The organism is Sporosarcina sp. Y1004, assembly GCF_057669665.1.
This window is the reverse complement of the sequence record NZ_JBYHFQ010000026.1, coordinates 1-22,463: the sequence shown is the minus strand read 5'-3', so window position 1 is coordinate 22,463 and position 22,463 is coordinate 1. Positions and strand designations below refer to the sequence as shown.

General features: G+C 38.2%; 21 protein-coding genes and 1 pseudogene. 17 read left to right on the top strand and 5 right to left on the bottom strand.

The features are described 5' to 3' along the window. The first annotated feature begins 159 nt into the window (after nt 1-159). From AC25Y6_RS15490 to AC25Y6_RS15475, 4 genes are all read left to right on the top strand, one after another. Nucleotides 160-1,863 carry a methyl-accepting chemotaxis protein gene (locus AC25Y6_RS15490; RefSeq protein WP_488143664.1) on the top strand — a complete coding sequence of 568 codons (1,704 nt, stop codon included), beginning with the start codon at nt 160-162 and terminating at the stop codon, nt 1,861-1,863. A gap of 229 nt (nt 1,864-2,092) precedes the next feature. Beyond that, nucleotides 2,093-2,941 carry a transporter substrate-binding domain-containing protein gene (locus tag AC25Y6_RS15485; RefSeq protein ID WP_488143663.1) on the top strand — a complete coding sequence of 283 codons (849 nt, stop codon included), beginning with the start codon at nt 2,093-2,095 and terminating at the stop codon, nt 2,939-2,941. A gap of 20 nt (nt 2,942-2,961) precedes the next feature. Beyond that, nucleotides 2,962-3,636: an amino acid ABC transporter permease gene (locus tag AC25Y6_RS15480; protein ID WP_488143662.1), complete on the top strand. Its 675-nt coding sequence runs from the start codon at nt 2,962-2,964 to the stop codon at nt 3,634-3,636. 77 nt (nt 3,637-3,713) lie between these two features. After that, nucleotides 3,714-4,682: a proline dehydrogenase family protein gene (locus tag AC25Y6_RS15475; RefSeq protein ID WP_488143661.1), complete on the top strand. Its 969-nt coding sequence runs from the start codon at nt 3,714-3,716 to the stop codon at nt 4,680-4,682. Nucleotides 4,683-4,737: 55 nt separating this feature from the next. Here the strand turns inward: AC25Y6_RS15475 and AC25Y6_RS15470 are convergent, their stop codons facing one another. Then, on the bottom strand, nt 4,738-5,754 hold the full coding sequence (locus AC25Y6_RS15470) for a DUF1646 family protein (protein WP_488143660.1): 1,017 nt from the start codon (nt 5,752-5,754) through the stop codon (nt 4,738-4,740). A gap of 163 nt (nt 5,755-5,917) precedes the next feature. Continuing rightward, nucleotides 5,918-7,408, bottom strand: a complete 1,491-nt coding sequence (locus tag AC25Y6_RS15465) for a peptide MFS transporter (RefSeq protein ID WP_482100642.1) — start codon at nt 7,406-7,408, stop codon at nt 5,918-5,920. 563 nt (nt 7,409-7,971) lie between these two features. On the opposite strand from AC25Y6_RS15465, the gene AC25Y6_RS15460 reads away from it, so the two are divergent. Both AC25Y6_RS15460 and AC25Y6_RS15455 read left to right on the top strand, forming a co-directional pair. Next, complete coding sequence (locus AC25Y6_RS15460) at nt 7,972-8,211, top strand: hypothetical protein (RefSeq protein ID WP_488143659.1); 240 nt, start codon at nt 7,972-7,974, stop codon at nt 8,209-8,211. Nucleotides 8,212-8,477: 266 nt separating this feature from the next. Next, nucleotides 8,478-10,070: a long-chain-fatty-acid--CoA ligase gene (locus AC25Y6_RS15455; protein ID WP_482100640.1), complete on the top strand. Its 1,593-nt coding sequence runs from the start codon at nt 8,478-8,480 to the stop codon at nt 10,068-10,070. A gap of 62 nt (nt 10,071-10,132) precedes the next feature. Here AC25Y6_RS15455 and AC25Y6_RS15450 read toward each other — a convergent pair whose 3' ends face one another. Continuing rightward, nucleotides 10,133-10,345: a hypothetical protein gene (locus AC25Y6_RS15450; RefSeq protein ID WP_488143658.1), complete on the bottom strand. Its 213-nt coding sequence runs from the start codon at nt 10,343-10,345 to the stop codon at nt 10,133-10,135. A gap of 138 nt (nt 10,346-10,483) precedes the next feature. Here AC25Y6_RS15450 and AC25Y6_RS15445 point away from each other — a divergent pair, with 138 nt between their 5' ends. The 4 genes from AC25Y6_RS15445 (at nt 10,484) to AC25Y6_RS15430 (ending at nt 15,485) form a co-directional block, all read left to right on the top strand. After that, the gene (locus AC25Y6_RS15445; protein WP_488143657.1) at nt 10,484-12,364 is read left to right on the top strand and encodes an ABC-F family ATP-binding cassette domain-containing protein; all 1,881 of its coding nucleotides are present in this window, start codon (nt 10,484-10,486) and stop codon (nt 12,362-12,364) included. Nucleotides 12,365-12,382: 18 nt separating this feature from the next. Beyond that, entirely contained in the window at nt 12,383-13,510 is a 1,128-nt protein-coding gene (locus AC25Y6_RS15440) for a virulence factor (RefSeq protein WP_488143656.1), read from the top strand. Nucleotides 13,511-13,712: 202 nt separating this feature from the next. After that, nucleotides 13,713-14,138 (top strand): hypothetical protein, encoded by a 426-nt coding sequence (locus AC25Y6_RS15435; protein WP_488143655.1) that lies wholly within the window; start codon nt 13,713-13,715, stop codon nt 14,136-14,138. Nucleotides 14,139-14,294: 156 nt separating this feature from the next. Beyond that, the gene (locus AC25Y6_RS15430; protein ID WP_488143654.1) at nt 14,295-15,485 is read left to right on the top strand and encodes a Bcr/CflA family multidrug efflux MFS transporter; all 1,191 of its coding nucleotides are present in this window, start codon (nt 14,295-14,297) and stop codon (nt 15,483-15,485) included. A gap of 205 nt (nt 15,486-15,690) precedes the next feature. Here the strand turns inward: AC25Y6_RS15430 and AC25Y6_RS15425 are convergent, their stop codons facing one another. Beyond that, entirely contained in the window at nt 15,691-16,584 is an 894-nt protein-coding gene (locus AC25Y6_RS15425; protein WP_482106491.1) for a manganese catalase family protein, read from the bottom strand. 33 nt (nt 16,585-16,617) lie between these two features. Continuing rightward, nucleotides 16,618-16,839, bottom strand: a complete 222-nt coding sequence (locus AC25Y6_RS15420; RefSeq protein WP_482100634.1) for a YuzF family protein — start codon at nt 16,837-16,839, stop codon at nt 16,618-16,620. A gap of 363 nt (nt 16,840-17,202) precedes the next feature. Here AC25Y6_RS15420 and AC25Y6_RS15415 point away from each other — a divergent pair, with 363 nt between their 5' ends. The 7 genes and pseudogenes from AC25Y6_RS15415 to AC25Y6_RS15385 form a co-directional block, all read left to right on the top strand. Further along, nucleotides 17,203-18,651: an RNA-guided endonuclease InsQ/TnpB family protein gene (locus tag AC25Y6_RS15415; protein WP_488143653.1), complete on the top strand. Its 1,449-nt coding sequence runs from the start codon at nt 17,203-17,205 to the stop codon at nt 18,649-18,651. Nucleotides 18,652-18,836: 185 nt separating this feature from the next. Beyond that, nucleotides 18,837-19,271 (top strand): BrxA/BrxB family bacilliredoxin, encoded by a 435-nt coding sequence (locus tag AC25Y6_RS15410; protein WP_482100632.1) that lies wholly within the window; start codon nt 18,837-18,839, stop codon nt 19,269-19,271. Next, a complete protein-coding gene (locus AC25Y6_RS15405; RefSeq protein ID WP_488143652.1) occupies nt 19,271-20,050 on the top strand; it encodes a class I SAM-dependent methyltransferase in 780 nt (259 codons plus the stop codon). The genes AC25Y6_RS15410 and AC25Y6_RS15405 overlap by 1 nt, the downstream gene beginning before the upstream one ends. Nucleotides 20,051-20,318: 268 nt before the next feature. Continuing rightward, nucleotides 20,319-20,918: a YpjP family protein gene (locus AC25Y6_RS15400; protein WP_482100630.1), complete on the top strand. Its 600-nt coding sequence runs from the start codon at nt 20,319-20,321 to the stop codon at nt 20,916-20,918. A 220-nt stretch (nt 20,919-21,138) separates the two neighbouring features. Beyond that, on the top strand, nt 21,139-21,375 hold the full coding sequence (locus AC25Y6_RS15395) for a hypothetical protein (RefSeq protein ID WP_488143651.1): 237 nt from the start codon (nt 21,139-21,141) through the stop codon (nt 21,373-21,375). A gap of 378 nt (nt 21,376-21,753) precedes the next feature. Next, complete coding sequence (locus AC25Y6_RS15390; protein WP_488143650.1) at nt 21,754-22,167, top strand: hypothetical protein; 414 nt, start codon at nt 21,754-21,756, stop codon at nt 22,165-22,167. Between the two features lie 21 nt (nt 22,168-22,188). Then, nucleotides 22,189-22,463 (top strand): annotated as a pseudogene (locus tag AC25Y6_RS15385) (type IV secretory system conjugative DNA transfer family protein); the annotation flags it as partial.

The window sequence follows — 22,463 nt, the reverse complement described above, 5'->3', positions numbered from 1 at the left end:
TGCTAGATTGCTTAGGAGACCTAATAGCATTCCGTTAAACTTATACAAAGAGATGTTTTTATATCAGATCGAGTTTGTCGAATAATTGGCCGTTTTTGAGCTTTCCTCTTATTATAATGTAGGGTAAAATAGACTAGTAGAATGCTAGGGGGAAAAATAGTGAAAAATACATTAACGATACAGTTGGGAACAATAATCGTGGGCATCATGGTTGCGATGCTGGCGATTACTTCCGTTGCTACATATAAGACAGCTTACGCCAAATTATATGATGCAGCTGGTGTAGAGGCATACGGCTGCGCCAATATTACAACTGGTTTAATTCGCCCGGAAGATGTAGATAAAATGCTCGAAGGCGACGTTGGAGTCATGGACGATGTTGGCAAACAACTAAACTGGACAATCAACCATAAACCCATTTTCGAAACGCAATACATTATTGACTTAGATGGAAAAATACTTGCTCTTGATGATAATTTGAAGAAATCAGGGTTTAAACCGGGAAAATCCGTTCCGGTCGATGAGGAAGCAATTGCAATGCTTTTGGAAACTAAGCATTCAACTTATTCAGAGCTCTATGAATTCGCCGATATGGAACGCTTGTCCGGTTATGCACCGATATTTAAAAATCACGATCCAACTGAAGAAATTATTGCAATAAGCGTTATCGACTTTGATGGTTCAATTGTAGCAGGCAGGACATGGGATGTGGTTCGTAATGGTATTCTCATAAGCTTGATACCAATGATTCTTGCTTCAATTGGGACAATCCTACTAATCCGACGTAAAACAAAATCGATTTCTGTTTTAATTTCCCATGCAAAAGAAATTGCGAAAGGAAATCTTGCAATCGAAGATACAGTTGTAAAGAGCAATGATGAAGTAGGAGATCTCGGTCGTACATTGAATACAATGACAGCGAACTTGCGTAATATGATTGGTACTGTGAAAAGCACATCTGTCCAATTGACAAAAAACTCTCTTGATACGACGGCATCTTTGAATGAAATGCAGATGGCTATTCAGCAGGTTGCACACAACATGAACGAAACAGCTGCATCTATTTCAGATGGTACCATCAATGCAGAGAACGCATCGAAGATCTTGTCATCCTTAGCAAGTGATCTCCAAAATTCAAAAGAAATAGCAGATCTTAGTGTGAGTAATTCACAACAAACGATGCAAATTGCTAAAGAAGGACAACTTAGCGTGAATGAAATTAGCAGTGATATGGAAAAAATCAGGATTTCTTCAAATGAAGCTGGAGGTACAATTCAAAAACTGATTGAATCTACAACAAAAATCCAAAATATCACAAGTTCAATTGCAGGAATTGCCGCACAGACAAATCTACTTGCGTTAAACGCATCAATCGAAGCTGCAAGAGCCGGTGAACATGGTAAAGGGTTCGCAGTTGTAGCAGAAGAAGTACGAAAACTTGCGGAACAGTCCAATAGGGAAGTGTTGGAAGTAGAAAAATTGGTACGCGATATAACAGAAAGTATAGGGCAAGTTGTTAGTTCAACTTCAGATAGCAATAAGCTAATTGAATCGGGTACTGAAACCGTCCGTTTGACCGCAGTTTCATTGAGTAATATATCCAGTGCTGTTTCAGAAACTGTGAAAGAAATAAATTTGATTTCAGAATTAACGACAGTTGAAGCGGAGAACTCTGAACGGGTGGTAGGGCTAATTAGTCAACTGACTCACTCAATCCATTTAATCGAAGATAAGACAAATAGTATTTCCGCGGCTACGGAACAGACTTCAGCTTCTATTGATGAAGTTGCCGCGCATTCAACTGAAATGAGTCAGATGGCACAGGATCTCGAGGAACTTGTAGGGCAATTCAAACTGAAATGATATAAAGACAAAACCCGTAAAAGCAATTACTTTTATGGGTTTTGTCATGAAAAGGAATTTTTAATTCGGTTGACAGGGAACATAAATTAGAATTCCTACTTACTTTGAAAGTGGATGTACCGTCTGTGATTTTATTTTTAGATCCGAAAACTTACAATTCATAGAGGAATACATTATAATTTTTTAGTGGACATGATATATATAAAACTTGATAGAACGGAGAGATTTCATGACAAGAGAAAAACAACTACATAAGAGGATTCTGTCCTTTCTGCTGCTATTAACAATTACTGTTCTTGCAGCTTGTGGTTCCAGCGCTAATGAAGATGAAAAAGTTTCTAGTTGGGAGAAAATAAAAGAAAAAGGTGAAATTGTAGTAGCGACATCTGGTACACTTTATCCGGTTTCTTTTCATGATAGCGAGAGTAAAGAACTGACAGGTTATGAAGTGGAAATAATGAAAGAGCTGGGTAAGCGCCTTGATTTGGATATTAATTTCGTTGAGATGGGGCTAGATGGAATGCTAACTTCCTTGAACAGTGGGCAGGTCGATCTCGCAGTGAACGATATTGAAATTACGCCCGAACGGGAAGAAAAATTTACTTTTTCAGAACCATATAAGTATTCGTTTGGTACAGCAATTGTACGTAAATCAGATCATTCAGGAATTGAATCACTTAAAGATTTAAAAGGTAAAAAAGCAGCAGGCGCAGCGACTTCGGTATACATGCAAGTCGGTCGAGAAAACGGCGCAGAAGAGGCTATTTATGACAATGTAACAAATGATGTTTACTTACGTGACGTTGAAATTGGCCGAACGGATGTCATTTTAAATGATTATTATTTACAAAAACTTGCTCTAAAAGCTTTTCCTGAATTTGAGATTATGATTCATCCAGACATAAAGTATCATCCCAATGTCCAGGCAATCATTATGAAAAAGGACAGTAAGGATTTACTAGAACAAGTAAATACTGTGCTAGTTGAAATGAAAGATGATGGTACGATTTCACAATTAGCTGAAAAGTTTTTTGACGGAGAAGACGTGTCCATTGAAAAAGATTATGATTTTGAATAATTGGAAAGGCGGGTTATAAAGTGAGTGGAATTGAATGGAACCACATTTTTGACTTGCCACTTGCTATCGAATCATTTCCGTATATTTTACAAGGCGTTGGTTTCACGATACTCATCTCTTTTGGAGGGATGGCATTCGGATTAGTTTTGGGTTTAATCCTGGCGCTTGGTAGGACGTCTAAACTGCTACTATTCAGGTGGCCTTCTCGAATCTATATTTCCTATATGCGGGGAACACCCATGCTGGTATTTCTATTTTTGTTATATTTCGGATTGCCGAATATAGGCATAGAGTTTACTGCGGTTACAGCTGCGTTAATAGGCTTTAGTCTTCATTCATCCGCCTATATGGCCGAAATAATTCGGTCATCGCTTAACTCAGTCGATAAAGGTCAATGGGAAGCTTCTACTGCCTTGGGTTTGTCATATATGCAATCAATGTTTTCCGTTATCATACCTCAAGCGACTCGCATAGCCATTCCGCCATTGTCGAACGTTATGCTAGATTTAATCAAAGCATCATCGTTAGCGGCGATGATTACAGTACCTGATTTGTTTCAGCGTGCAAAAATCGTCGGGGGAAGAGAATTCGATTATATGACAGTTTATATTTTGGTTGGTCTTATCTATTGGGGTATTTGTTTGCTAGTCGAAATATGGCAAAGCCAACTTGAGAAACGTTCAAATTACGTTTAATATGTTTTCATCATCTGTCATTTCAGTAAGAGCGCATGATATAATGGAGTCAAAAACATAGTTGAGGAGCATGCGATATGTTGAAGGATTTCTTTATCGGGTTATCTCAAAATCAGTTATTGAATAGTGCTGCTAAAAAATACGGATTGAAACTTGGTGCGCAAAACGTAGTGGCAGGAACAAATGTAGAAGAAACAATCCAAAGCATTAAAGAGTTAAACTCTTATGGTATTTCTTGTACTGTAGATAATCTGGGTGAGTTTGTTTATGCAAAAGAAGAAGCATTAGCTGCAAAAAAACAAATACTTGAAGTAATTGAAGCAATCCATCAACATGGAGTCGATGCCCATATTTCATTGAAACCTTCGCAACTGGGTTTGGATATAGATCTTGATTTTTGTTTGGAAAATCTAAAAGAGATTGTTTCTAAGGCAAAGAACTACGATATCTTCATAAACTTCGATATGGAAGATCATGCTCGTTTGCAACCATCGTTTGATCTACTTGATGAATTATCGAGGACATATGATAATATAGGAACAGTCATTCAAGCTTACTTCTTCCGTGCAGTAGGAGATATTCAAAAGTATAAGAATTTCCGCTTGCGAATAGTAAAAGGTGCATACAAAGAGTCTGAACAATATTCTTATCAAATTAAAGATGAAATTGATGAAAACTATATTAAGTTAATTGAATGGCATTTGCTAAATGGTAAATTTACCTCGATTGCTACACACGATCACAACGTCATAAATCATGTAAAACAATTTGTTAAGGATAATAATATTCCGTATGATAAATTTGAATTCCAAATGTTATACGGCTTCAGAAAAGACATGCAATTAAAATTGGCCAGTGAAGGGTATAATTTCTGCACTTACGTACCCTTCGGAAATGATTGGTACGGCTATTTCATGCGTCGTCTTGCTGAAAGGCCGCAAAACATGAATCTTATTGTCAAACAAGTATTTAACAAAAAAACAAATACAGTGCTTGGTTTAGCAGTCGGAGCTTTTGCAATTGGAAGATTTACCAAGAAAAAATAACATTAAAATAAAAAGGTGTAAAATGAGATGCTTCTCATTTTACGCCTTTTTCAATTTAGCCTACTGTAATAATGACTACGAAGTAAATGACCATCGAAATTAACCCGATTGGAACGCCAAAACGTGCCCATTCAATACTTTTAATATTCAACTTTCCCGCAGCGATAATATTTGGAATGTTTCCTGGTATTAACATTCCTCCGCTTATAAGCAGGCCTAGTAAAAGGGCCTTAATTGTCGAATCATTCATCTCAGGACTGATTTCTGCGGCTGCTAATGTGGCATTGTCGAGCACTGCAGAAATCATATTAATCCAATAAAGAATTAAAGGATTTATGTCGAGTAAATACTTTTCGATAAATGGTTCAAAGCCAGCTCCGAGCAATGTTAAAGCCATTACAAACAAATAGACTTTAAATCCCCGAATAATTATTTCGATGTATGATTCCGTAACAGGAATTGTTTTATATCTGTTTAACTTTTTTGAAGGGTTGATCATTACTGCAGCTAGTATGCCAAAAGCAATAACTCCAGGAATGATATCGGGTCCGATTAGGCGAAGCAAATAGAAAAAGTCCTCATCTAATTTACTAGTAGCAATGGTTGAAAGTGGTTCGCCAATAGGCGTCAAGACCGCACCGAGTCCGATTGAGTAACAAGCAATTATTACTAAACGTATTTCAGATTTCCTATCAAGTCGTAACACACCGACAATTGCAACCAATACAATTGCAGCAACAATTGCAGTAATTACACTTGATAGTATTCCTAGAACGATAACATTGAGTGCTATAAATAAGCGGAAAGGAATTGCTTTGCTCATAATCAGTACTCCTTTGTGAAAAGGAGTTCGAAGCCACCGAAACAATAGCCCGGCGATTATAACCGCTAATGTAATATTTACCGGATCCTCCAACGCTTTTAATATGAGATAGGAGTCAAGTACCTGGCTAACTAGAACTGCGAAAATACCCATGATGAATAAAAAGAATTCTAAATTCCTTTCAACTATTTTCATTGTAAAGGGCAAAAATAAAACCAGAATTAAAATTATAGTCAAGCCAAGTAGCATGATATACCTCCATTATTCAATTTAATAAGAGTCCATTAATTATCTTATTATAAATAGTAAAGGAAAATACCTATGAAAAAGATTGAACCACAACTTGAAAATGAGTAAAAAAACAGGCAGCCCCTATTACTAGCGGAGCTGCCTGTTTTAATAATATTTCTATTTAACGTACGCCTTTCATAAAACGCTGGATAACTGGAGAAACTGCGAAGAGTAGAATACTAAATAGTATTGCTGTCCCGCCGATGATTCCAAAATACATTAATTCTGTTTCAGGTTTGTATAATTTTACAAGTTGTGCGTTTAATGCTTGTGCAGCTGCGTTTGAAAGAAACCATAGACTCATTGTCTGCGCAGAGAACGCTGCAGGAGCCAGTTTTGTCGTTGCAGATAAACCTACGGGGGATAAACACAATTCTCCTAGGACGACGATGAAGATGCTTAAAATGAGCCACAGTGGACTTACAAGAGCATCCGTACCTCCCAAATAGCCAGGCACTAAAATAACGATGAAAGACAATCCGGCAAATAGTAGTCCAAGGGAGAACTTCTGCGGAATAGTAGGTTGCCGATCACCAAGTTTCATCCAAATCCATGCAAAGAATGGTGCCAGTGTGATTATGAATAACGGATTAAATGATTGGAAAAAGGCTGGTGAAATCTGATAGCCAAAGATATTAAGATTTGTCCGTGTATCCGCATATAATGCAAGTATTGTTGATCCTTGCTCAGCAATTGCCCAGAATATAACTGAAGCCACGAAGAGTGGAATAAACGCAATAATACGTGAGCGTTCATCATCATTCGTTTTCGAACTTCTATACATTACAACGAAATAGGCTGTAGGGATCAAGAAGCCGAGAATCCCGACAATTGCAATGAATGAGTCAAATGTAAGCCAGCCACGGGGAATGGCAATGGCGACGAGAATTGCAATCGCAATAGCGCTAATTGCAAAAATTGAGAATACTTTTTTCTTCTCGCTCGCTTCCAATGGATTTGCCACTTGCGTACCAGCAAGTCCAAGACTTTTCTTTTTAGTAAGTATGAATATCAACAGTCCAATGAACATCCCGACTGCCGCAACACCGAAACCAAGATGGAAACTTGTCTTCATTAATTCTCCGACAATCAGTGGAGAGATAAAGGCGCCCATGTTTATACCCATATAGAAGATACTGAATCCCGCGTCTCGACGGTTATCATTCTCTGGGTAGATGTCCCCAACAACACTAGATACGTTAGGTTTTAATAGACCAGTACCAATTACAATGAGTACCATTGAAACGAAGAATAATGTAATGTTGCCAGGAATTGCAAGCGCGATATGGCCGAGCATAATGAAAATACCACCATAAAAAATCGCTTTAGATGTACCGAAAATCCTGTCAGCTAACCAACCTCCGATTATCCCTGACATGTATACAAGGGAACCGTAAATGGACATAATAGACAATGCAACTGTTTTGTCTAGTCCAAGGCCGCCACTTGATATTTCGTAATACATATAGAACACAAGGATTGCTCTCATGCCATAATAAGAGAATCGTTCCCAAAACTCTGTGAAGAATAAGGTGAACAAACCTTTTGGGTGCCCAAAGAAACCTTTTTGCGGGACACTCTCCACGATTTGTTTTTTTGATATCTGTGACATAATAATGCCTCCTTCATATATTACTATAATACAATTAAACGTTTTCAATTGTCAAAAATAGTTGTTAGAAATACTATGTTTTTGAATAACGTTGTAATTACAACATTTCAATGTTGTTGGAATCTTTTTAATGTATCAAATAGATAATTACTAAATGCATTTATACTATATTAGTATATTTAATTTATTTATAGTTCATGTTAACAAACTTTTGTTCATATAGTTAAAGGAATACAAAAACCGAACCAAACAATTGGGAAACTTGAAGCTATATGACTATCTACAACTCATTTTGTAGCGCTTGTGTCGGAACACTTCTCAGGAAAAGTGGAATGATGATGCTTCTTTTAGAAGTATTATATTAAAGTCGCTCTTTTACATTTTGAAGCTCACAATTTCGCAATCTGATACTTCGATAGGGACGAATGTTCGTTCCGTACATAACGATAGTCACTCTATAGCCATTTCCGTTAACTTCCACTTAACTCCGCATTGAAATTTGTGTAGTCATTTACCAAAAAAAGAAATTAATTGGTTATCGACTAACTAGTACAGGAGGAGAAATGTTGGATATCTATGATGTCGTTTTAATTCCACTTATCATTGGAATAGTGGAGTTGTTGAAAATGTACGGTATGCCAAAAAAATTATTACCGGTAACAGCCATTCTCTTCGGAATTGTAGGTGGAGTTGTATATATATATCCTCATGATATCAAGGCAGCAATCCTCATTGGGTTAATGATGGGGCTTTCTGCGAGTGGGCTGTACTCAGGTAGTAAAACTGTGGTTAAAAGACAATGAAAATAAAATATCTCTAAAGAATAAATTTACTTAAGGGATTTATAGTTTAATTGAATAATTCTGGCGTAAAAAGTAAAAATAAAAAACTTACCTGTGCATTCTGGCAAACAGGTAAGTTTTTTGTGTTTTATTAAACTAATAGTTTTGCATTGAAATTTCATTTATGAATTTATTTAGACATAAACCGCTATCGGAAATAAGAATATTTAGTGATGACTGAAAATTCTAAATGGTATATACTAAATAAAAATGATGGGGTGAAATGGATGAATGTACCACTACTATTACCGCAATTTCTTGACCGTGCAGTTTCTTTATATGGAGAAAAGGAAGCGGTATATTGCGAAGGACGTAAATATACTTATTATCAACTGAATGAGAGAGTCAATCAGCTTTCACATGGGCTACGTGAATTAGGGATATGTAAAGGTGACAAAGTTGCATATTTAGCGGGGAATTCACTTGAAATGCTAGAGGGATTTTATGGCGTGTTTCAACTTGGAGCAGTTATGGTTCCTTTGAATATTAGATTAAAACCGGAAGACTATGCCTTTATTCTGAACCATAGTGAATCAAAAGTGCTTTTTGTCGATCAAGACCTCTATGAATTAATTAGACCAGTAATAGACAAGTTTGAAACAATCAAGCATATTATTGTTCATTATAAGGATTCTGATACTAGTGAGACGAGCTATGATGAATGGTTAGCCTCTTTTTCAACCGAGCCATTTAACCGGACTGAACTTGATGAAAATGATGTCTGCAGTTTACTGTATACGAGCGGTACCACTGGAAATCCAAAAGGCGTCATGTTGACACATCGCAACAATTACCTACATGCACTTAGTACAATGCACCATTTAAGGGTTACTGACTCGGATGTTTATCTACATGTGCTCCCAATGTTTCATGTGAATGGTTGGGGATCACCATTTTATTACACCGCAAATGGAGCTACACATATTTGCTCAAGAAAATCCACTCCAGAGTCCATATTTAATGCGCTTAAAGAACACAAAGTATCTATTTTACACATGGCTCCCACAGTATTGAACGCATTATTGCTATACCATGATCAGCATCATCCAGTAATCGAACAAGATATTCGTGTTGTCATTGCAGGATCTGCACCGCCTCCCGCTTTCATCAATCGTGTCGAAGAAGAGTTGGGTTGGGAATTCATCCAAGTATATGGCATGACAGAAACATCACCACTCAGCCTGATTTCAACAATTCGCTCGCATTTAACCGGACTATCAAGAGCACAACAAATTGAATTAAAAGCAAAAGCTGGTTATTCGATGATTGGAAGCGATGTAAAGATTCTAGATGAACAAGGGGACGAGGTTGCACATGACGGCAAACAAGTTGGGGAAGTGGCGGTGCGTAGCCATGGCGTCATGAAAGGTTATTGGAAAAATGATCAAGCTACGGAAGAGGTGCTACAAAACGGGCGGCTATTGACGGGCGACATGGGGACCGTTGACGAAAATGGATACATCAATATAGTGGACCGCAAAAAAGATGTTATTATCAGCGGTGGGGAGAATATATCTTCAATTGAAGTCGAAGGAGTCCTTTATGGACATCCGGCAATTCTCGAGGCTGCGGTCATAGCGGTACCGCATGAGAAGTGGGGGGAAACGCCACACGCCTTTATTGTACTACGTGAAAATATGACTTCGAACGAACAGGAGATTATCGCATTTTGCAAAGAAAGATTAGCTCATTTCAAAGCAGTAACTGGGATTACTTTTGTAGATGAACTTCCGAAAACAGCCTCCGGAAAAATACTGAAAGTTCAAATTCGTGATGCTTATTGGGAAGAAAAAGGAATAAAAGGTCGCCTTGTAAATTAAAATGATAAGTAGCTTGTAAGTACAATGAGTTATGTACTTACAAGCTTTTTCAATTTCCCTCCTCATAACGAGCAATGAGAATCCGAAGAACAGCAATGTAGTTCCGGGAACATAGAGAACGCTAAAAAATGATGTTTTTCACCGTTAATTTCATATAACATTCCCATATCGATTTGGAATGCTTGTTTGACTTCTGCAGGAGCATTTGAAAAAGCTTTTGAATGATTATCACATCCTTTCTCAAGAAACGTATTGATGGAATTGTACCGCTTCATGGAATTAGTGGAAATTAATCTCACGTAACATGCATTTTTTAGATGATAAGATGCATTTAATAGTACAATACACTTTTAAAAAGCTATGTTAATCGGCTATGATAGAATAAGGTAGTCATTAGAAATGGAAGTGTAATCATGAGCCAATTAATTATTGAAAACCTCACAAAGACAGTTGGGGAAAAAACTTTGTTTAAAAATATAGCCTTTACGGTTGCGAGTGGAGAAAAAGTGGGTTTGCTCGGCATCAATGGGACAGGTAAGTCAACTTTACTGTCAATCATTGCAGGAGTCGAAGAAGCCGATTCGATTTCGACCGATCATCCGAATAGATACCGAATTGTATATTTACCTCAAGAACCTGAAGTCGACCCAGAACTTACTGTTATGGAAACAGTGTTCAAGAGTGACGCACCGATTATCAAGGTTAACTTAGAGTATGAGCATGCACTTCAAGCACTTTCTGCAAATCCTGAATCTACACTGAATCAGGACCAATACTCGAAATATCAAAATGAGATGGACGATTTATCCGGTTGGGATATAAATTCAAAAGCCCGTACAATTTTATCGAAACTTGGCATTGAAACGTTCGATAAGAAGATGAGTGAACTTTCGGGTGGACAAATAAAGAGGGTAACGCTCGCAAAAGTTCTAATTGAGCCTGCAGATCTCTTACTTCTCGATGAACCGACAAACCATTTAGATGTAAACTCGATCATGTGGCTGTCAGATTACTTGAAAAATGAACAAGGCGCTGTTATCTTTGTTACCCATGACCGCTACTTCTTGGACGAGTTATCAACTGGCATCTATGAACTTGCTGATAAAACGTTATATTCTCATACAGGTAATTACGGAAATTATCTTGAGTCGAAAGCAATTCGTGCGGAGATGGCAGCATCGACAGATGATAAGCTTCGCAATCAGTACCGATCTGAATTGAAGTGGATTAGAAGAGGTGCGAAAGCTAGATCGACAAAGCAAAAAGCTCGGATTGGGCGCTTTGATGAACTGGCGGAAAAGGTTAAAAAAGAAGACACGAGCGGAGAAATGGACGTCGCGCTTAAGTCGACGCGACTAGGCAAGAAAGTGATTGAAGCGGTAGGCATCTCGAAGTCGTTCGGTGGAAGAAAAGTCATTGATGATTTCTCGTGCATTCTACAATCGGGTGACCGTATCGCGGTTGTCGGACCTAATGGGGCAGGTAAAACGACGTTATTGAATATGTTATCCGGTGAAAGTGAACCGGACAGCGGAATCATCGATAAAGGAACAACAGTAAAAATTGCTCATTTCCAACAACACACGCCAATAATGGATGAGAAAAAACGAATTATCGAATATATTCGTGATACGTCGAATGATATCGAAGATGCTGATGGTGTCCGCATTTCAGCTTCTCAAATGTTGGAGCGTTTTTTATTTCCTACACAAGCGCACGGGACACCCATCGGTAAACTATCAGGTGGCGAGCGAAAAAGACTATATTTACTAAAACTACTTATGGAACAACCTAACGTCATGATTTTGGATGAACCGACAAACGACCTCGACCTTGAAACCCTTTCTGTATTGGAATCTTTCATCGATACATTCCCGGGTGTTGTTATCACGATCTCACATGACCGGTTCTTCTTAGATCGTACATCAAAAAAATTATGGGTAATGGATGGATCAGGGGATGTCGACACCTGGTTTGGTATTTATTCTGATTTCCTAGAAACGTATGTACCAAAAGAAGTAGTGGTACACGAACCAATCGTTAAAATAGAAGAGCCGATTCAACAGGAACTAAAAAGGAAGATATCGTACGCCGAAAAGAAAGAATATGAAACAATTGAGTCGGACATCGATAAAGTTGAGAAATTAATCGAATCCACGGAAGCAGAAATGGCGTCCACTGGGTCTGATTACGATAAATTAAGAGATTTAACGTCATCACTTGAAGAATTGAACGGTAAATATGAAAGTCTTATTGAACGCTGGTCGTTCTTACAAGAATTGAATAAGTCCTAACGAAAGGGGCAAATGAACTTGAAAATAGTAACGATTGAACCGACACCAAGTCCGAACTCAATGAAAATCATTCTCGACACTGAGCTACCCAAAATGATAAGTCATAACTATAAAAAAGAGGATATGGGGTCCGCACCGCACCCGATTTCAGCTTTATTGAACATTCATGGCATAAAAGGAATTTACCATGTCATGAACTTTATGGCGATTGAACGCATAGGGAACGTTGCATGGGAAACGATACTTGCTAGTGTCCGAGCCGTTTTCAATGAAGAGCAGAGTGAAGAAACGGAAATTGAAGTGGAGATCGACGATAGTTTTGGCGAAGTATACGTACATGTTCAAACCTACAAAGATATTCCGCTACAAGTAAAAGTTTTTGATAGCGAATCAGAAGAACGTTTCGGTCTAAGTGACCGTTTTGTACAAGCAATGGAGAAGGTTCATGGGCGTGAAGTGGAAAATTATATTTTATTGCGTAAATGGGCAGATTATGGAATTCGTTACGGAGAAAAGGCTGAAATCGGTGAAACAGTGATTCAGGAAATAGAGGCGGCTTATCCAGAAGAACGATTACTTGAGATTGTCCGTCAGGCGAATGAAGGACAAAGTGAAGGGGGCCAGCGCGGTAGAAAAATTTCACTGGAGGACTTCTCAGTTGACCAATGGGAGAATAGATTTCAACTACTGGATCAAATACCTGATCCAGACATGTCGGATGCAGCACTTCTGGAGCGGGCACTGGACGATGAAAAGATGTCAATTAGACGCCTCGCAACGGTTTACCTGGGTATGATTGAAGACGTCGCAGTTATTCCGTATATTGAAAAAGCACTTAAAGACAGAAGTTGGGCGGTGCGTAGGACGGCGGGAGACTGCATGAGTGACCTTGGTTTCGAGGGGTTCGAAAAGGCGGCAATTGAAATATTGAATGATAAGAATAAACTAGTTCGCTGGCGTGCGGCTATGTTTTTATATGAAACAGGAACTGAAGCGGCGTTGCCTGCTTTGAAAAAGGCTGAAAACGATCCGGAGTTCGAAGTTAAGCTTCAAATTCGTATGGCAATTGCCCGAATTGCTGAAGGCGAAGATGCCAAGGGGTCAGTTTGGAAACAAATGACAGAGGCGCGAACAGGCTCAAAATAGTAATATAACGAGTGCAATTATTTAGATGTTTAACGTTAGTGGATGTGAGAACTTACATTTCGCTAACGTTTTTTCTAAATAACAAAAACACAAGTGTCTGTTAAGAGATGCTAGAGCCTTTACGTGAAATCTCTATCATGCGTCTTATCCACAGTACGTGGTTTTATAGTTTCCTATGCTATGAAAAATGGGAGGAAGATGAATGAAACTGTTGAAAATCCTTATCCTCCTACTATTAATTATTGGCGGAGTAGGATATGGAATCTATCATTTCGGAACCAATATCGCATCGGACAAAGTAATGAACGTTGTAACTACTGAATTAGAAAACAGTGGTCAATTAAACGAAATCAAACAAATGGTGGCTGAGGACCCTGAATTAATGCGTATCATTGAAGAAGGTGCAAATGTTGATAATAATAATCTTCCTTTCACAACAAAAGAGCAAGCAACAAGAGTTTTAATCAAAAAAGTCGGATTCAGTGAACTCCAATCTATTCACTCTAAAGCTCAAAGTGGAATGTCGAACGAGGAAATACAGGAACTAATAGTGGATTTAGAAGGAAAGCTCACAGAGGAAGAAATTTTGGCATTAAAAGTTATCGCTTATAAAGAATTCTTAGAATAATGCTAATCTCAAACATAAAAGTAGGATGATTTGAAACAAAATCATCCTACTTTTATGTTTGGTGTTTTGGTGATATAGTAGAACACTTGTGATTCTTCCGTGGGATATCATCACATACCTATGCAATTTTTTATCAGAGAAAGGTCGTTATTGAACGTGGGACCACTTAAAGGAAATAAACGAATACGATTTGCATTACTTCTGGGAACATTAGCAGCATTGGGACCGTTAACAATTGATATGTATCTACCTTCATTTCCGACAATTGTAAGTGCTTTTGGTACTACGGCTACCTATGTACAGGTGAGTTTAACTGCTTGCCTCCTAGGTATAGGGTTAGGTCAACTTATAATCGGCCCAATGAGTGATGTCCATGGACGGAAAAAGCCGTTGCTGATGGCACTTATTGCTTATTTTGTCGCATCAATTTTATGTGTAATTTCTCCAAATATCGGCTTTTTCATTGCAGCGCGTTTCTTGCAGGGTTTTGCTGCCGCTGCGGGTATCGTTATCTCTAGGGCTGTCGTCCGAGATTTATACAGCGGACGGGAATTGACGAAGTTTTTTGCTTTGCTCATGCTTATTAATAACTTGGCACCAATCCTCGCACCTGTTCTTGGGGGAGGGATCCTAGCGTTTACTGAGTGGACTGGTATATTTGCAGTCTTGAGTACAATCGGCTTTTTGTTGTTTGTCATTGTTTTATGGAGAATGGATGAAACTTTGCCTGAACAAATGCGCATGCCAAGTAATCTCTCTCATACGATAAAAAACATTCTGTCACTGTTAAAAGATAGACAGTTTATGGGGTATGCACTTGCACAAGGTTTCATTATGGCTGGCATTTTTGCTTATGTCGCTGGGACACCGTTTGTTTATCAAAATATATACGGAGTTTCTCCGCAGACATTCAGCATATTATTCGGTATGAATGGATTTGGACTTATCATCGGCGCGCAGGTAGTAGGACGCTTAACGGGTGTTGTATCTGAACAACGATTTTTAGAATCGGGTTTGTTCCTTTCTATTACTTCAGGCACATTGTTGCTGATTGCCGTGTTATTGAATGGACCACTTATTACAATCGTTATTCCTATCTTTTTTTTCGTCGCTTCGATTGGGATCATTTCGACATCATCCTTCTCACTCGCGATGGAAAAGCAAGGGCATATTGCAGGTAGTGCATCTGCTTTACTTGGATTACTACCATTCATTTTAGGTGCAATCACGGCGCCACTTGTTGGAATAGCAGGAGAAGAGACAGCAATTCCAATGGGAATCATTATCTTCGCATCAAGTTTAATTGCAGGCCTCGCGTATTTTAGACTATCAAGAGTCAAAGTCTAACGAAACTAACAGAAAAACAGCCGCCCACTCAATTGAGAGTAGGTGGCTGTTTTTCAGAGATTGTAAACACAGTTTTATGGAGCTGGAGCAGCAATTAATGATGGTGTAAGAATTAATGAAGATGTGTCTTGGCTAAGTGTTAAACGTTGATATTTTCGCGTTTATTGTGTGGGCAAGTTTCAATTTTGAAATGACCCATTCTTAACTACATACCCGACAACAACCGCCGAGCAATTTGCTCATACTCATCTCTGCCGATACCGGGTGCAAACTCTTCAGGGATACCCTCAAAATCAGGAATTTCATAGCCTTTTGGCATGCCTTCTTTTACAAATAGCTTTTCACCACTACTTGGATTGGTCCCTTTCCAAATCTGACGTATGTCCTTGTATTCTCCAGTATCATTCCAAGTAAATAATACATTACCGTATCCTAGATTTTCATATTTTCTTGCAGTATCAAAGACGCGATTATCTAAATTAGGTATTGGTAGCATCTTTGTCAAGTCAGTGCCAGTGGCCATTTCTAACGCTTTTGCATAGGCGAGTATATGTGTACCTCCTCGAACGAGCAAATAACCAATCATTTCTCTTGCTGTTGGATGGTCTGTCATTTCATATACACGCATTTTATGCGTTCTTGCCCCGCATTCAAGAAAGAAGTTATGCAATAGGTCAAGTACTAAATTCCCACTGGAAAACACATAATCTCCGCGCCATGGATTGCCCATTGAGTCTCCAGGCATTGAAGTTTGTGCATTTGCTATGAAGGCATACGTATTCCGCTTATCTTTAGCGTTTTGTAAAGGTGTTAAGTTTGGGTCTGCTGTAAAAGATGTACCTTGATTCACTATATTTATCGTGTTAGAAACGAGTTCAACATGACCGAACTCCTCTGCGGTAATACTCGCAACTAAATCATAGAAAGGCCTGAGCTTTCCTTTCTGCCTGAAATTAAATGATTGGTACATATAGTTATTAAGCGTTGACATTTCTCCAAACTTTCCGCCCAACAGTTCCTGAACCGCAGAAGCTGCGTTCGCATCCCCGTATTCTGGGATAGGTAGATCAATCGGTAATTGATTTACACGTTTGATCAATTGATTCACTCCCCTCATTTGAATCTTTAAAAATCATGTAAGTGTAACCCAGACAATTTCTTGCAGTCTAACGTAAAATGGCGTGTCGCTCACGTTAATTACAACATGATCAGGCATGACTGTTATTAATAAACCTTGTATCGGATTTTTCGTTGTTTGAATAACGATATTTTTTGACCTGAAATTTAGTAAGGATTGATAAAAGTAAGGGTCAAATACACTTACCATTTTAACTTCCGATTGTTGTCCATTCATACTTATCCCACCTCTCTTCAGATTCGACCTAGTATATGGGCGAAGGCGGAACTTTATGATTATGAGGTACTGCATGGATCCTGATTAGTATATTTAAAGTAGATAGTAGCAAAAAATACTTGGTGCAAAATTGTTAAAAGGCGACTGCTCTTTTCGAATGGATGTCAGTATGTATCGATGGCCAGGAAGGAAGTAACAGCACAAGCTCGATTGAGAAGGTGGCTATTTTATGATTAAGCCGAGAACACCCGTGACTTCAGTCGTGGGATGAATTGGCTTTCTTTTTTTCGTTATAAAGTGATATCACTTTACGAACTGACATTCTATTTGGTGGAATATTCTTACGAAGGGTGGTGAGAAAATATGGAACTGAAAAAAGATTACCGAACTTATCAAATCAACATTAAAAAAGGACATAGAATATATTCTTATTTCGATGAACTTTGTCTAAATAGTAATAACCTATATAACACGACAAATTTCTTTATCAGGCAGGTATACACTTCTTTAAACAATGAAGGTGTGTTACAACCTTTACAAATAGAAGTAATGAACACACTTCGTGACAATATTGATAAAATGAATGTCAATCAACAAAGAGCATATAGCAAAAAATTAGAAAAAGAACAAATGAAACCAAGAGACGAACAAAAAGAAATAAAGGAAATTCTATTTGAGTTACCTTCAAAAGAAAAGCCCTTCTTAGGTTACAATTTTCTTGATTGTCTTTTTAAAACAATTAAACAAAAAGACTATTATTCGTTGCCAGGTCAGATAAATCAACAAGTTCTTAGAAATGTCGTGCAAAATTGGACTAGTTTTTTCGCAAGTTTGAAAGACTTCAAAAAGAATCCAGGAAAATATACAGGAAGACCTTCTATTCCTGGTTACCTACCTAAAGGAGGCAGGAAAGAATCAACTCTTTCGAATCAAATTTGCAAAATTAAAGACGGTAAATTCCTGAGCTTTCCAAAAACCAAAAGAAAAATAAATATCGGTAAGTTAGCAAATTTCAATGGTAAGTTTCAACAAGTGAGAATCATACCCAGGCACAATTGTTTTACTGTTGAATTAGTCTTTTTAATCGAGACGAAAAAACAATTATCCGCCAAAATGGAACGATGCATGAGTATCGATTTAGGTCTTGATAACATTGCAGCGCTAGTTTTTAATACAGAGCACGTTCCAGTCCTTTTTAAAGGCGGTAAAGTTAAATCTATCAATCAATGGTACAACAAAATGCGCGCTTACTTCTACGCGGCTCTTCGTAACGGGAAAAAACCAAAAGAAGGAAACTTCCAGTCTAAAAAGTTAGTGAAATTAGATTCCGCAAGACACAGACAAATCAAAGACTTTTTCCATAAAGTTAGTTTCAATATCGTGAAAATAGCCGTGGAAAGAAACATTGATGCAATTGTTATTGGCAAGAATGTGGGTTGGAAACAAAAAATAGAATTAGGGAAAAGAAACAATCAAAACTTTGTCCAAGTACCACACTCATTGCTAATAGATTTAATCACTTACAAAGCGAATGCCGAGGATATATCAGTAATTGTAACTGAAGAAAGCTACACATCTCAGGCAAGTTTTGTAGATGAAGACATTATTCCGACCTACAAATCGGGGAATAATACAAATCACATTTTCAGTGGAAAACGTATAAAACGCGGTATATACCGTACAAAAAGTAAATCATTAATAAATGCAGATGTGAATGGTGCAGCAAACATCCTAAGAAAAGTAGTGCCGAAAGCATTCGCTAACGGTATAGCGGCTGTGTGTTCCCAGCCTCAAGTGGTCAATGTGCGATAGCACTAACCCTGAAACCCGAGACTTCAGTCGTGGGAGGTTCATGCGTTCGTAATAACTAAAAGAAATCATAGAATCTAACATATAAAGTGAAGAACCGTGAAAAATTATGAAAGACAAGGTAGAATAGAACTCGTGGAACTTGATTTACAAAGCGATTTTTAACACATATGAAAAGGGGCGAAAACATGAATGCTTACGATGAGTACATGAAAGGTATCGTTAAACCGATGCGTGAAGAGCTTGTAGGGACTGGATTTACGGAATTAACGACGTCTGAGGATGTCGAAAGTACTATGAAAACACTTGAGGGGACGGCACTGGTAGTGATCAACTCGGTCTGTGGATGTGCCGCGGGTTTGGCACGCCCAGCTGTCAGAGAAGCGTTAAAAGGAGCCGAACATAAACCAGATCACTTGTTGACTGTATTTGCTGGACAGGATAAAGAGGCGACTGAAATGATGCGAGATTATTTCCCAGAAGTACCGCCGAGTTCACCTTCGATTGCCCTTTGGAAAGATGGAGCATTAGCCTATTTTATACCAAGAGAACAAATCGAAAATTTCGAAATGGAACAAATTAAAGACCATCTATCAGAAGTACTCGACCAAGTTTGTAAATAATGAGTACAGTCATTACGACTGCCGGCAGACCAAATGATAAATCGATACAACTTGCATTAGAAGCTTCTAGAGCTCTCGGTTATCCGATTGTCGAACGAAATAAACAGTCTATTCACGGGATGCAGAAAACTAGTGGCGCGGATGTGCTTGTAGCAGGCAAGAATCGCTATGAGTTATATCGGATTGGAATGGAGGACCCATTTTTCTTTCATCCCAATTCCGCCGCGTTCAGATTGAAACGGCTTGCGAACGGGGAAAAGGATCCATTAATTGAGACAGCTCAATTGCGCAAAGGAGATTCATTTCTTGATTGTACGCTTGGTCTTGGATCAGACAGCATTACCGCATCTTTCATAACAGGAGAAAACGGCAAAGTGTTAGGGATTGAAGCTGATCCTTCTATTGCGTTTATAACCGGCCGGGGACTTCGTTCATTTCCTTCCCATTCTGACCAACTTACTTTGGCCATGCTAAGAATAGAAGTTATTCAGTCGGAGGCGATTGATTATTTAAGCAAGCTATCCGATTCTTCCTGGGATATTGTCTATATAGATCCGATGTTTCATACACCTATTGTAGAATCATCCAATTTCACACCACTGCGTCAAGCTGGTGTACATAGATCGCTTACAGATGAATGGATAGAACAGGCACAACGTGTATGTAAACGGCGTGTTGTTGTAAAAAATCGTTTTGATTCACCCGTATTCGAAAGATTTCATATGGAACAAGTAATAAGACCGAATACGAAATTCCATTTTGCTTTTATCCAAAAGTGAAGAAATTAAAAACGCCGTCATCCAAAAGAAGTGGACGACGGCGTTTATCGCTATTAATGTGTGAAATTCAATGAGCTTAGGTATAGGATCAATGCGAGCATCCCTAGGCCGATAAACAATTGTACATCCATTAATGAGTACCTCCTTCAAGAAAACGAACATTTATCTACGTTATTATTGTACAATGAAAGTGAGAAAGAAGAAACCTTTTCAATAGCTTTTCGTCAAAATAGAATATTAAAATATACTAAATTGCGGGTGAGATACTATGAAAAAGTGGTTCCAGAAAACGCTCATTGTTGCCGTAGCACTTTTGACATTTGGTGCAATTCCACCAAATCATGAAATTTGGACTAACTTGCAAGACAAAGGTCTTTCAAAAATTTCGGATAGACCCTTACAGAGTACAGATTATTCGATTGGATTAGCCGATTCTTTAGATGAAGAAAATCTGATGGGGAGTTCCGATTCCTTAGAAGAACTATTTATCACATCTGCAAAAAGACTATCCTATATGAAATTCGGTACAAAAGTTGGGCCTGTAATTGCCGATGATTTTGATAATATCATTTTCCCGAAAATTGAAGAAGCCATTCAGATGACACTTGAAAAATCCGATAATCTTCATAAACGGCGTTTAGCTATCAGTGAAAAGCCTGCCGGAGATTATTCGGAGAAAATATTTAATGTATATGATTTGGATGATAGGAAAGATCTTATTCGTTTTCATGTACGAACTGAGAAAAGGCCTCAAGACGGCTACTTCTATAACTTTCATTATCATATCGCCGAGGATGAATTTACAGCTCATTACTCAATTGGCGACATATATTGGGCAAAAGACACACCTCCAAAGTGGTTATCTTAAATAACCACGCTGGGGGTGTGTTTTTTTAAAGTTTTGGATGCCTTACATAAAGGGTTTATGAGCGGAAAAGTCATTAATTAGAGACTCTAAACACTCATAAATAACCAATAGCGAAATTTGATATGGACAATCTTCTCAGGTGTCTGATTACACCGGGGAGGTAGACCAATTACATGTAAATATCCGGCATCTTCCGTTCCTACTATCCAGTAACGATATTATGATTGATTTAGAAAAGTATCAATGGGTGATGAAAGACAGTCGTGAGGTAAAAGTAGAATATGAATTAAACCGCGGGGCCAATGTACAGGGGATGTTAACGAGTCCCTTAGGAGTAGGCTACTTATTTTACATGTTCATGCACGGTATCAGCAAAATGAATCTTTTTTCAGGAAGCTTTTTGATTAAAAATAAATGCGTGTTATGGTTGGTGATAACTGTTAATAGAGGTGAATGATTCAGCTAAATTAATTTGGAGGTGTAATATTTATTAAAATTCTCTATCTTTTTTTATTTTTAGGAATTCTATCTGGAGCAGCTATTACTTATTTCTATGGTCACATACCTTTCTGGTTCTATCTAGTTATGCTTGTGATTTCAGTCGTTATCGCATTAAAAGTTCGGAAATGAAAAGTGGCGTTATGTCAACCAGAGGTGTATTACATATACAAACCAGTTCAGTAACCGAACTCTTTGTTCAACTAATTGGCTTTCGATTACTCGAACAAGTAAGATATTAAATAATCTATTTGACACAAAACACGTTCCATTCATTCAGCCACAGAATGGAACGTGTTATTTTTATTGTCTTTTTACGGTAGGGAGAAATCAAATCATGTTCTTCAAAGCTAAAATCTGTAGAAATAAGCTGTATATCTACCCTGAAGTCGAAGCCCTTGTAGCAAAACAAAATCCAACCGAACTAATCGAGCTGGGTTTTGTCGTCCTTGAAACATCCCTCCTATTGTTGAGGATAATGGATACCCAAAACTTCAAAAAGGATATGCGGTTTTGGGTGAAACGTATATCGCACAATGCCTACTCGCTTCCCGAATTATTGTGGGTAGAAGGTGAACTACCAAATCAATTGTATTTTAGAAAACAGAACAAAGAGCACCTAGAATTACTCGGATTTAAAATATCGAGAACCATTCAAACTCTTTTTAGTTTTGAAGAAGATAACCGCGCACCATTCAAAATGGATCAGATAAACGTGTACTTCGGGATATGGGATTGGATAAAGAAATGAGATTGAAAGGAGATAATGCAGATGGGTATGCCCATTGTATGGCAAGGTAACGACTGTTTCACACATATGCTTGCTGTAGGTCCAACACGTTGTGGCAAGACGGCTACGATATTAAAGCCGGTGTTCTATCAATTGCTGCTACAGAAGAAGCGAGGTGTTCCATTAGGTATATCCGTTGTCGAGCTCAAAGGGGATGTGGCGGCAATGGTAAATGAAATGTGTTTAGAAATGGATATCCCGTGTATTCACGTAGACCCTGACAAACCCAATTCCGCAAGTTTCAATCCAATGGAAGG